Annotated in this window: 7 protein-coding genes, 1 tRNA gene and 1 pseudogene; 1 reads left to right on the top strand and 8 read right to left on the bottom strand. The window is 75.5% G+C overall.

From position 1 onward, the window contains the following. Positions 1 to 121: 121 nt before the first annotated feature. Both PYV61_RS12210 and icd read right to left on the bottom strand, forming a co-directional pair. Positions 122 to 1594 (bottom strand): leucyl aminopeptidase, encoded by a 1473-nt coding sequence (locus tag PYV61_RS12210; RefSeq protein WP_275831843.1) that lies wholly within the window; start codon positions 1592 to 1594, stop codon positions 122 to 124. 72 nt (positions 1595 to 1666) lie between these two features. Beyond that, positions 1667 to 2899 carry an isocitrate dehydrogenase (NADP(+)) gene (icd, locus tag PYV61_RS12205; RefSeq protein ID WP_275831841.1) on the bottom strand — a complete coding sequence of 411 codons (1233 nt, stop codon included), beginning with the start codon at positions 2897 to 2899 and terminating at the stop codon, positions 1667 to 1669. Positions 2900 to 3216: 317 nt separating this feature from the next. On the opposite strand from icd, the gene PYV61_RS12200 reads away from it, so the two are divergent. Then, a complete protein-coding gene (locus tag PYV61_RS12200) occupies positions 3217 to 8016 on the top strand; it encodes a diguanylate cyclase (RefSeq protein WP_275831839.1) in 4800 nt (1599 codons plus the stop codon). A gap of 69 nt (positions 8017 to 8085) precedes the next feature. On the opposite strand, the gene PYV61_RS12195 is transcribed toward PYV61_RS12200, so the two are convergent. The 6 genes and pseudogenes from PYV61_RS12195 to PYV61_RS12170 form a co-directional block, all read right to left on the bottom strand. Beyond that, complete coding sequence (locus PYV61_RS12195; RefSeq protein WP_275831837.1) at positions 8086 to 9729, bottom strand: peptide ABC transporter substrate-binding protein; 1644 nt, start codon at positions 9727 to 9729, stop codon at positions 8086 to 8088. A 79-nt stretch (positions 9730 to 9808) separates the two neighbouring features. Then, on the bottom strand, positions 9809 to 10438 hold the full coding sequence (locus tag PYV61_RS12190; protein WP_275831835.1) for a hypothetical protein: 630 nt from the start codon (positions 10436 to 10438) through the stop codon (positions 9809 to 9811). 14 nt (positions 10439 to 10452) lie between these two features. After that, a complete protein-coding gene (locus tag PYV61_RS12185) occupies positions 10453 to 11055 on the bottom strand; it encodes a hypothetical protein (RefSeq protein ID WP_275831833.1) in 603 nt (200 codons plus the stop codon). Between the two features lie 234 nt (positions 11056 to 11289). Beyond that, a tRNA-Leu gene (locus PYV61_RS12180) sits at positions 11290 to 11375 on the bottom strand. Between the two features lie 55 nt (positions 11376 to 11430). Next, positions 11431 to 11985, bottom strand: coding sequence for a hypothetical protein (locus PYV61_RS12175; RefSeq protein ID WP_275831831.1), 555 nt, complete (start codon positions 11983 to 11985; stop codon positions 11431 to 11433). Positions 11986 to 11993: 8 nt separating this feature from the next. Then, a pseudogene (locus tag PYV61_RS12170) lies at positions 11994 to 12274 on the bottom strand (hypothetical protein); the annotation flags it as partial.

Here is a 12274-nt window from a genome sequence, read left to right as displayed (position 1 = left end):
GTGTCCGCCGGGACCGGCTGCGGCGGGACGTGCTGCTGCACGCGCGCCGCGCGCGGCGCCGACAGGACCAGGAGCGCCGCGGCCGCCGCGACCAGCGACCCCGCGCGGCCGCGGCGCCGACTCAGCCGGCCCTCCCGCGCACGAACTCGATGAAGGTGCCGGTCGGCGTCCCGGTCGGGCCCTTCGGCAGCCAGCCGAGGTCCGTCTCGGAGTACGCGGTGCCGGCGACGTCGAGGTGCACCCACGGGTAGGCGCCGTCCACGAACTCGCGCAGGAACCAGGCGGCGGTGATCGACCCGGCCGCGCGCCCGCCGACGTTCTTCAGGTCGGCCACGTCGCTCTTGAGCTGCTCCTTGTACTCCTCGAACATCGGCAGCTCCCACCCGCGCTCCGACGCGCGGCGCCCGGCGGCGAGCACCTCCTGCGTCAGCGCGTCGTCGCTGCCGAACACGCCCACCGCCTGGTGCCCGAGCGCGATGACGATGGCGCCGGTGAGCGTCGCCGCGTCGATGACGGCGGCCGGCTCGTACTTCTTGACCCAGTGCAGCAGGTCGCACAGCACCAGCCGCCCCTCGGCGTCGGTGTTGTGGTTCTCGATCGTCTTGCCCGACATGGCGCGCACCACGTCGCCCGGCTTCATCGCCTCGCCGGACGGCATGTTGGTGGTCGAGCCGATGACGCCGACGACGTTCACCGCGAGCCCGAGCCGCGCGATGGCCTCCATGGCGCCCATGACGCCGGCGGCCCCGCACATGTCGAACTTCATGTTGAACATCCCCTCGCCCGGCTTGAGGTTGATCCCGCCGGTGTCGAAGCACAGCCCCTTCCCCACGAGGACGATCGGCTTCGCGTCGCCGCCCTTGCGGTACTCGAGCGCCACGAGCTTCGGGTCCTGCGGCGTCCCCTGCGCCACCGACAGGAACGACCCCATCCCCTCGGCCTCCATCTCGGCGCGGCCCAGCACCGTGAGCGACAGCCCGTGCGCGTCGGCGATCTCCCGGCCGACCTGCGCGAAGGTGTCGGGGGTGCAGACGTTGCCCGGCATCATCGCGAGCCGTCGCGCCGTCGCGTAGCCGGCGTTGACCGCGTCGGCGGCGTCGATCGCGGGCTGCAGCGCGGCGTCGCCCACGACGGTCACGCGCGAGAGCTGCGCGCGCCGGTCCTTCTCGGGCGGCTTGGCGCGCAGGTCGTCGTAGCTCCAGGCGCCGAGCCCCATGCCGACCGCCGCCTCCTCGGCGCCGCGCGCGTCGAGGCCGGCCGCGTAGAACGCCAGCTCGCCCGTGCCCAGCTTGGTCGCCGCGCGCGCCGCGACGGCGCCCGCGCGCCGCAGCGCGCCCGGGCGGTCGGCCGCCTTCCCCAGCCCCACGAGCAGCACGCGCTGCACGCCGTCGTCGCCCCCGGCGAGGTGCAGCGTCTCGTCGCGGCCGCCGCGGAAGTCGCGGCGCGCGAGCGTGCGCCCGAGCGCGCCCCCGAGGCGGGCGTCGAGCTCGGACAGGGCGCCCGGGAGCGCCTCGTCGGCGGCCAGGGCGACGGCGAGGAGGGGCGTCGAGAGCGCGTGCGGCGCGTCGACGGACAGCGCGAACTGGAGTGGCATCGGTCGGTGGGACGGGACGCGGAACGGGCGGCCGCCGGGGGACTCCCGGGACCGCCCGCCCCGCCGCAAGCGTCAGGCCCGCATCTCGGCGACGATCGCCTCGCCGAAGCCGGAGCAGGAGACCTCGGTGGCGCCGGGCATCTGGCGCGCCAGGTCGTAGGTGACCGTCTTCCTGCCGATCGCGCGCTCCATGCCGCTCACGATCAGCTTCGCGGCCTCGTCCCAGCCCATGTACTCGAGCATCATCACGCCCGAGAGGATGACCGAGCCCGGGTTCACCTTGTCGAGCCCCGCGTACTTGGGCGCCGTGCCGTGCGTCGCCTCGAACACCGCGAGGCCGTCGCCGACGTTGCCGCCCGGCGCGATCCCCAGCCCGCCGACCTGCGCGGCCGCGGCGTCGGAGAGGTAGTCGCCGTTCAGGTTCGGCGTCGCGATCACCGAGTACTCGTCGGGGCGCAGCAGCAGCTGCTGGAACATCGCGTCGGCGATCACGTCGCTGACCTGGATCCCGTCGGACAGCTTCTGCCACGGGCCCTTGTCGATCACCTGGCCGCCGAACTCGTCGCGCGCGACCTCGTAGCCCCAGTCGCGGAACGCGCCCTCGGTGAACTTCATGATGTTGCCCTTGTGCACGAGCGTGACCTTGCCGCGCCGCGTCTTCTGGGCGTACTCGATCGCCATCTTCACGAGGCGCTTCGAGCCGAACGCCGAGATGGGCTTGATGCCGATCCCCGACCCCTCGCGCACGTCCTTCCCGAACTGGTCCTTGAGGATGCCGCGCAGCTGGTCGACCTCGGGGGAGCCGGCCTTGAACTCGATCCCCGAGTAGACGTCCTCGGTGTTCTCGCGGAAGATGACGATGTCGAGCTTCTGCGGCTCCTTGACCGGCGCGCCGACGCCCTCGAAGTAGCGCACCGGGCGGATGCAGGCGTACAGGTCGAGGATCTGGCGCAGCGCGACGTTCAGCGAGCGGATGCCGCCGCCGACCGGGGTGCTGAGTGGGCCCTTGATCGAGACGCGGAACTCGCGGAGCGCGTCGATCGTCTCCTCGGGGAGGTACTCGCCCGTCTTCTGGAGCGACTTGTCGCCGGCGTAGACCTCCATCCAGGCGATCTTCCGCTCGCCGCCGTACGCCTTCTCCACCGCGGCGTCCATCACGCGCACCGAGGCGCGCCAGATGTCGGGGCCCGTGCCGTCGCCCTCGATGAACGGGACGATCGGGCGGGCCGGGACGGAGAGCGCGCCGTTCGCGTACTCGATGCGCTGGCCGTCGGCGGGAATCTGTGCGAAGCGGTAGGTCGCCATGGAACCGGGGAGTGCCGGGGGCGGAGAGACGACGGGCGGGCGACGCCGACGGCGCGCCCGCCACGGGGACGAGCCCCGGCCGCGACGACGGGCGGCGGGGGGCTCGGAGCGCCGGACGCGCGGGTTCCGGCGGGGCGGAAACCTAGCCGCCGCCGGAGGCGGGCGGCAAGCGCCGCGGGCGTGACGCCGCGGGGGGGCGGGCCGTCCCCCGGGGTCGGGTCGGCGGCGGGACGGCGGCGGGCGGTGCTGCAGAACTCCGGCGCACCTGCCGACCCTCTCCACGGTCGCCCCCGCCCTCCGCCCCCCCTCCCGCCTCGATGTCCCACCCCGCGACCGCCGCCCCGCCCGGCCCCGCGCCGCTGCGTCCCGACGCGGACGGGGCCGGCGCGCGCACGACGGCGGTGTGGCTGGCCGAGGGGCACGCGGCCGAGCGCGCGGGGCAGCGCGAGCAGGCGCGCGCCTGCTTCGAGCGCGCGCTGTTCACCATGCGGGCCGCCGCCGACGCCGCGCAGGCCTCGGCGACCCTCCGCTGGATCGCGCGGACCTATCTGGAGGAAGCGGAGCACGAGGCGGCCTGGGACTGCCTGGAGGCGGCCCTGGCGGTCGCCGAGGCGGCGGGCGACGGCGCGGCCTGCGGCCACGCGGTGAACATCCAGGCGGTGGTGCGCTGGCGGCAGGGCGACCTCGACGAGGCCGAGCGGCTGTACCTGAACGCGCGCGGGCGCGCCCTCCAGGCGCGCGACGCCAAGCTCGCCGCGATGACCGCCCAGAACCTCGGCGTGCTGGCCAGCATCCGCGGCGACCGCGGGGTCGCGCTCCAGCACTACGAGGCCAGCCTCTCCGACTACCGCGCGCTCGGGCTGCTGCGCGACGTGTGCGTGGCGCTCAACAACCTCGGGCTGCTGCACACCCTGGAGCGCCGCTGGGAGGACGCCCACCGCGCGTTCGCCGAGGCGACCGAGATCGCGGACCTGGCCGGCGACCAGAGCACGCGCATCGTGCTCGACGTGAACTTCGCCGAGCTGTGGGTCGCGCGCGGCGAGTACGCGTACGCGCAGGCGGCGGTGCGCCACGCCCTCGACCTCGCGACGCGCACCGGCGACGCGGCGGCGATCGGCCAGGCGACCAAGCTCCAGGGGATCATCGCGCGCGAGACGGGCGACCTCGAGGCCGCCGAGCTGCACCTGGCGCGCGCCGAGGAGGTGGCCGAGGCGCGGGGCGACCTGTCGCTGCTGGCGGAGGTGTCGCGCGAGCGCGCCGACCTCGCCCGCCGCCTCGGCCGCAACCGCGAGGTGCTGCAGCGGCTGAACCGCGCCCACGGGCTCTTCGAGCGGCTGCGCGCCGCGCGCGAGCTGCAGGACATCGACCAGCGCTTCACCGGGCTGCGCGACGAGTTCCTGCACGTCGCGCGGCGCTGGGGCGAGTCGATCGAGGCCAAGGACCGCTACACGCAGGGCCACTGCGTGCGCGTCGCCGACCTGTCGTGCGCCATCGCCGGGCGCGCCGGCTTCGACGAGCACGCCCTGTTCTGGTTCCGCATCGGCGCGCTGCTGCACGACGTCGGCAAGATCGTGATCCCGGGCGAGGTGCTGAACAAGCCCGGGAAGCTGAGCGACGAGGAGTGGGCGCTGATGCGCAACCACACCACGGCGGGCGTCGAGGTGCTGGCCGACATCGAGTTCCCGTGGGACATCCGCCCGATCATCCAGTACCACCACGAGCGGTGGGACGGGGCGGGCTACCACGGGCTGAGCGGCGAGGACATCCCGCTGGTGGCGCGCATCCTGTGCGTCGCCGACGTGTACGACGCGCTGACGAGCGTGCGCAGCTACAAGCGCGCGATGTCGCACGATGACACGATGACGCTCATGCGGCGCGACGTCGGCAAGGCGTTCGACCCGACCGTCTTCGCCTGGTTCGAGGAGGTCGCCGCGCAGTGGGCGGCGCGGATGCGCGAGGACGGCGCGTCCGCCGCCACGGAGCCCGACGCCGCGGCGTCGGAGGCGAGCGCGGCGGCCGGCGCCTCGGCGCTGGTCGTCTCGCCGAGCGCGCCCGAGCTCGACGACCTGACGGGCATCCCGCTCCGCAAGGCGTTCCGCGAGACGGCCGAGCGCGTGCTCGCCGCGCGCCGGACGACCGAGCGCCCGGTGTCGCTGCTGGTGATCGACATCGACCACTTCAAGCTGGTCAACGACACCTTCGGCCACCTGCAGGGCGACGACGTCCTGCGCATGGTCGCCGACCAGCTGCGCGTGAACACGCGTCCGACCGACTACGTCGCCCGCTACGCCGGCGACGAGTTCGTGGCGATGCTCCCCGGCACGCGGCTGGAGGACGCGGTCGCGATCGGCGAGCGGGTGCGCGTCGCGGTCGCCGGCCTCGCCTGCCCGCGCCGCGACGCCGACGGGCAGTTCGTCCAGGTCACCCTCTCGATCGGCGCGGCGTCGGCCCCGATGCACGGCGAGGACCTGGAAGCGCTGTTCGCGTCCGCCGACTCGGCGCTGTACGAGGCGAAGCGCCGCGGGCGCAACGGCGTCGCCGCCGCCACCGCCGGCGCGGACTCCGGCGAGGCGCAGCTGCTGTTCAACTGCTTCGTCGGCCGCGCCGAGGAGCGCACCCGGCTCGGCCGCCTGTTCGACGAGGCGGCGCGCGAGCGGCCGTCGATGGTGGCGATCGTCGGCGAGGCGGGGGTCGGCAAGACGACGCTGGTGCGGCAGCTCGCGCCCGACGTGGCGGTGCGCGCCGGCGTGATGCTCGCGGGGCGCTGCATCGAGGCCGACGTGCAGCCGCCGTACGGGCCGTTCGCCGAGGTGCTGGCGGGCGCGGTCGCGGCCGGGCTCGTCCCCGAGCGCCCGTGGTCGCACCTGCGCCCGCTCTGCCCCGCCCTCCCCGGAGGCGGCGACGCGCCGCCGGCCGGCGACGGCTCGCGCTTCGCGCTGCTGCAGGAGCTGGAGGAGCTGCTGACCGCGGCCGCCGCCGAGCGGCCGCTGGTGGTGACGCTCGAGGACGTGCAGTGGGCCGACGCGGCGACGTGGGACGCGCTCGAGTACCTGCAGCAGCGCCTGGAGACGCAGCGCGTGCTGCTCTGCCTCACCATCCGCGGCGAGGACATGTCGGCCGCCGGGACGGCGCGCCGCCGCCGCCTCACGCGCGCCGAGCGCTTCGCCGAGCTGCCGCTCGCCCGGCTCACGCGCGACGAGCTGACGCTCTGGCTGCGGTCGATCATGTCGGGCCAGGTGCCCGACGAGGCGCTGGTCGACCACCTGCTCGCGCACACCGAGGGGAACCCGCTGTTCGCGGTCCAGACGGTGCGCGCCCTGGCGGACGACGAGAGCCTCCGCCACGTCGAGGGGCGCTGGCAGTACACGCCGGGCGGCGACCAGCCGCTGCCGACGGCGGTCGAGGACCTGCTGTCGCGCCGGCTCGACCGGCTGTCGGATGCCGCGCGCGACGTGCTGGTCGTCGGCGCCGTGATCGGCCGCGAGTTCGACGCCGAGACGCTGCTCGAGGCGACCGAGCAGGACGAGGCGGCGGTGCTGGAGGCGATCGACGAGGCGATGGCGCGCTCGGTGCTGGTCACCACGCCGGCGCGCGGCGGGTCGACCCTCGCGTTCGCGCACCGGCTGCTCGCCGAAGTGCTGCTGCGCGGCGTGAACCCGCTCCGGCGGCGGCGCGTGCACGCGCGCGTCGCCCGCGCGATCGAGGCGCGGGCCGTCGGCAGCTCGGGCGAGGTGGCGCTCCACTACGACCGCGCCGGCATCGCCCGCGAGGCGTACCGCAGCGCGATGGACGCCGGCCAGCAGGCCGCCGCCCTCTACACCTTCGACGCCGCGCTCGACTTCTTCGCGATGGCGCAGCGCCACGCCGGGACGCTCGCCGAGCAGGCCGACGCCGAGTGGCGGATGGCGCAGGTGCACGAGCAGGCCGGCCGCTACGTCGACGCCGAGCGCCACTGCCAGCTCGTCCTCACCTCGCTCGCCGCCGGCGCGTCGTCGCTCGGCGTGCTCGCCCCCGCGCGCCGCATGCTGCAGCGGCTGAAGCTCCAGCGCGGCGTCTCGGCGCACGAGGTGCTCGCGGCGTGCTTCGAGCTGCTCGAGGAGGCGCGCGAGCGCGAGGACCGCGCGGAGGTGGTCGCGCTTCTGACGATGGTGTCGCTCGCCTACGGGCGCCTGGGCGACACCGAGGCGGCGGAGCAGGTCGCGCGGCAGGCGCTGACCGAGGCCGAGATGGGCGACGACCTGCGCCTGCAGGCGGACGCCATCATGCGCGTCGGGTCCACGCTGCTGACCGAGAGCCCGGGCGACGCGGTCCCGCTCTACCGTCGGGCGCTCGACCTGTTCACGCGCCTCGCCGACCGGCGCGGGCAGCTGCGCTGCCACATCAACGTGGGCGTCGCCTGCGACCGCGCCGGCAACCACCCCGCGGCCGAGGTCTCGTACGCCACCGCGCTCGACATCGCGCGCGACGTGCGGTCCGCAGACCTGGCCGGCGCCACGTCGATGAACCTCGGCGTGCTGCAGATGAAGTCGGGGCGCTTCGCCGCGGCGCGCGAGCGGTTCGACGAGGCGCTGCGCCTCTTCGCGTCGATCGGCAACGAGCCGTTCCGCCTGGTCGCGCTGTACAACCTGGCGCACGTGACGCGCGAGGAGCAGAACCCCGCCGGCGCGCTGGAGCTCTACTCGGCCTGCGCCGCCCTCGCCGCGACCCTCGGGCAGCGCGACGTGCACCTGGGCGCGATCGCCGGCGCCGGGCTGGCGGAGCTCGCCCTCGGCTTCGCGCCCAGCGCCGAGCAGCAGCGCGTCGACGTCACCGAGCTGTCGACGGGGCGCGAGCACTGGTGGTTCCAGGGGCGCGAGCTGTACGACGCGCTCGTCGTCAAGCTCGCCGCCGTGCGCGGCGACCGCGACGCGGTCGAGACCGAGCTGACGCGCGCGCTCGAGCGCGCGGACGAGCACGACCAGTACGCCGCCGTGTGGCTGGCCGCCGAGTGCGCGGGCGTGCTGCGCGCGATGGGGCTCCAGCACGAGGACCTGCTGCACCGCTACTCGGTGCACGCCCGCGCGCTGGGATACCAGCCGCTGGTCTCGCGACTGCGACCGCAGGCGCTGGTCGCCTGAGCGGGCGCACCACGCGCGAAGGGGCGGGGCCGACTCGGCCCCGCCCCTTCGCGCATCCCCTGTCGACAGTCAGCGGCCGGCGGTCCGCAGCGGGCCGGCGGGCTTCCAGTCGGCCAGGTGCGCCCACCAGGCGTCCGCACGCATCCCCACCGGCTCGAAGCGGCGGCTGACGGCGGCCAGGTTCCGCGGCTCGTACAGCCAGATCGCCGGCGCGTCGGCGAGCACCTGCGCGTACGCGCGGCGGAAGAGCGCGCGCCGGCGCTCGGGGGACAGCTCGGTCGCCGCGCTGTCGACCGTGGCGTCGAACGCCGCGTTCGCGTAGCGGCCGAAGTTCGCGCCGACGTCGTCACCCACGGGCGAGCCCCACGCCTGCCGCAGCCCGGCGGGGCTCGGGTCGGTACGCCAGACGTTGAGCGCCGCGTCGAACTTCCCGGTGCGCATCCGCTCGACGAACGTCGGCCCGTCGACCGGGTCGAGCTCGACGTGGACGCCCACGCCGCGGAACTGCTCCTGCAGGATCACGGCGAGCCGCATGCGCGTGCTGCTCGAGCTCGGGACGAGCAGTCGGAACTCCAGCGGGCGCCCGCCGCGCGCCCGGACGCTGTCGCCCGCGGCGAGGCGCCACCCCGCCGAGTCGAGCGCCGCGCGGGCCGCCGCGACGTCGAAGCCGGGAGCGGACAGCGACTCGTCGGCCGTGGACTGGGCGCGGGTCAGCGGGCCGAGGGCGACGCGGCCGAGCGAGTCGAGCGCGTTGCGCACCACGGCGTCGCGGTCGACGGCGCGACTCAGGGCGAGACGAACCGCGCGGTCGGCGAACAGCGCGTGCGGCCGCGTCTTGGCCCGCGCGTCGCGCAGGTTGAAGGCGAGGTAGCCGTAGTCGAGCGAGCCGTACGGCGCCGGGCGCACGTTGGACGACTGCGCGACCTTCTGCACGACGTCGCCGCGCACCGTCTCGAGCACGTCGGCCTCGCCGGCCAGCACGCGGAGCGCGGCGGCGCCCGGGTCCGGCGCGATCGTCCAGATCAGCCGGTCGACGGCCGGGCGGCCGCGGTAGTTGCCGCTGTCGGCGACCAGCTCGATCCGGTCGCGGCGCTTCCAGTCGCGCAGGCGGAAGCGGCCGCTTCCCACCGGCTTCGACGCGAACGCCGAAGTGAGCAGCCCGTCGCGCGGCACGCCGCCGAGCAGGTGCTCGGGCATCACCACGAGGTTGTAGGCGAGCTGGTAGAACTGCTCCGGGCCGCGGCGCGTCCACCACGCGACGGCGGTGAGCGAGTCGCGCACCGTCACCGAGTCGATCCCCGCGAAGTTCGCGGCGTGCGGCGAGCCGACCTTGGGGTCGGTGTACAGCGCGAACGAGAACGCGACGTCGGCCGCGCGCACCGGGCGGCCGTCGTGCCACCGGGCGCGCGGGTCGAGCTCGAAGGCGATCGACAGCGAGTCCGGCGCCCAGCGCCACCCGCGCGCGAGCTGCGGCGCGAAGCCGCGGTCGCCGTCGACCACCATCGAGTCGCCGAGCGCCGCCAGGTAGTCGAACATCATGTCGACCACCTGCTTCCCCTGCGTCGTCGCGACGAGCGGCGGCAGGAGGGCGTCGGCGTCGGAAGGCGTCGCGATGACTAGCGCCTGCGGCGCGCCGGCGGACGGGGCGGCCCGCTCCCCGCCGCAGGCGGCGAGGGCGAGGGCGGCGCAGGGGAGGACGTGGCGGGGGCGCATGGCGGGAGGACGGTGTGGGCGGGAGCGTGGGTCCCACGGGAGTATCGGCCGCTCCCGCCCGGCGCCGCACCGGTCCGGCTCAGAAGCCGAAGCCGTTGTCCTCGCCGCCGCCGGCGCGGTCGACGACCACGGTGTAGCCGCTGAAGTGCTTGAGGCGGCGGTAGACGAACCCGTTCCCCCCGCCCCGCGTGAGCAGCGCGGCGTCCTGCAGCGACTCGTCGACGCAGCGCGTCGCGCCGGTCGGGCACCACAGGATCGCGCTGCTCGCGCTGGCCGACGCCGCGTCGTCCTTCATGCGCAGCACGACGTTCGCGCCGGGCACGAACCGCACGTCGGGCGAGACCTGCATGCGCGGGCGCCCCGACGGGTCGCGCCACGTCTTCACCGAGAACGTCAGCGTCTGCGCGAGCGGCGCGCACGCGGCGTCCCACGTCGTCGGCCCGTAGCCGCTCGTCGCCGGGTTGCAGACGGCGCCGGCGGGGATCTGCAGCCGGTGGCCGCCGCCGAGCGACAGGTCGTACGAGACGGACGGATCGTAGGAGAAGGTGCCGTACGTCGTGTCCACGGCGGCGGTCGTGCGGCGGGGGCCGGCCGACGGCGACGCCGACGGCGCGGTGGCCGCGTCGCTGCACGCGGCGGCGAGGAGCGCGGCGGCGACGGTCGCGAGCGGGGGGAGCGCGCGGCGGACGGTCGGGAGCGGGAGTCGCATCGTCGTCACCTCGCTCAGCGGCGGCCGGTGGAGACCATCCACCCGCTGAAGTGGTCGACCGTGTAGCTGAGCGTCGAGCGGTCGCCCGAGAGCGTCACCGGGCGGAACTCCGACACCGACGCGGTGCCGCTCGCGTGGCTGAGGCGCGAGCCGTCGAGGAAGTAGGCGCCCTCGAGGCGCGCGCTGCCCGGGAGCAGCTTCGCCAGCGTGCCCGCGGTGCTGATCCGCAGCTGCACCGGCACCGCGAACTTCGTCCCGTGCGGCTGGAAGTCGTACGCGACGATCGTCCCCGGGACGCGCGTGATGCTGAACGCGACGTTGCCCGCGACCGCGCCGGCCGGCACCACCATCGTCAGCCCGCTGCCGAGCGACAGCGTGCCCCCCGCGGGGCCGATGGTCTTGGCGACGCTCGCCTGCGTCGCCGGGACCGCCCAGAGCAGCCCGTTCACGCTGGTCAGCGTCCCGGTCAGCCCGGAGACCAGGCTGCCCACCAGCGCGCGGTCGGGCGCGGCGGCGGGGGCGGCGGCGGCGCGCGGCGCCGACGGCGCGTCGCCGCAGGCGCCGACGGCGGCGCCGAGGAGGGCGGCGCCGACCGTGCGGAAGCGGACTCGGGTCATGAAGGCTCGGGATCGGGTGTGTGTCGGGGGCGGATTGGATGCGCGGTCACCGCGCGGTCCGCTGTCTTGCCCCGCCGATCGATGTCGGCACGTTCAGGCACCGACTTGAGCCTTTTTTCGTGTCGCAGCGAAAACTTGAGCGCCGCGCCGTCACGTCCGTCGCACGCGGCGTCACGCCGTGAACCGCCAGGGCCGGAAACGTGACGGGGCGGCCGGCGATCACCGGCCGCCCCGTGGTACCGAGGACGGGACTCGAACCCGTACGTCCTTGCGGACAGAGGTTTTTGAGACCTCCGCGTCTACCATTCCGCCACCCCGGCGCGCCCGGCGCGCGAGGCGCCGGCCCGCGCAAGCTAGCGCGGGCCGGGGGCCGCGTCAGCGGGGCGGCCCGCCGCCCGGAGGACCGCCCGGCCCCCCGCGCCCGCCCTCCTCGTCGTCGCCGCGCCCCTCGCGCTGCTCGCGCATCTGCTGCGCGGCGCGGAAGGCCCGCTCCTGCAGCGCCATGAACTCGGCGCGCTGCACGGGCGTCAGGAAGTCGGCGAGCGCCCGCTGCTCGGCGACCACCATGTCGGCGCGGCGCCGCTGCATCCCCAGCAGCTCGTCGAGCAGCTGCCCGACGCGCGCCTGGTCGGCCGACTGGCCGCGCGAGAGCTGCTCGCGCAGGTCGCGGCGCAGCGTCCGCTCGCGGCGGAACAGCTGCTGGCGCTGCGTGGCGAACTGCCCGGTGGTCTCGCCCAGCCGGCGGGTCTGCGCCTCGGAGAGGCCCAGCCGCTCCTGCACCGCGCGCAGCATGCGCTCCGCGCTCGGGCGCTCGCCGAGCACGCGCTCGCTCACGCGGTCGCGCGGCGGCTGCGGCTCCTGCGCCCCCGCCGCCCGGGCGCCGATCGAGAAGCCGACGGCCGCCAGCGCCGCCAGGACCAGCTCGGACATGCGACGGGTCATCCGTCACCTCCTGCGAATTCGGGTGCGAAGACGACCGGCTCCAGCGCCGGGAGCGAGGCGCCGTCGTGCTCGATCGCGTCGAGCACCGCGGCGAGCTCGCCGTCGTCGAGGTCCTCGAAGCCGTCGCCGAGGACGTGGCCCGCGCGCACGCGCGTCGCCGCGTCCGTGCCGGGCGTCGTGCTGGCGAGGGTGGGGGCGCCGGGCGTCGCCGGCGCGGGCGTCGGAGCGCCGGCGACGACCGGCGCGGTCGCCGTGGCGTCGCCGCCCGGCGTGGCGG

The organism is Roseisolibacter sp. H3M3-2 (genome assembly GCF_029211165.1).
Taxonomy (GTDB): domain Bacteria; phylum Gemmatimonadota; class Gemmatimonadetes; order Gemmatimonadales; family Gemmatimonadaceae; genus Roseisolibacter.
The sequence above is the reverse complement of the archived record's forward strand: the minus strand, read 5'-3'. Positions and strand labels throughout refer to the sequence as shown.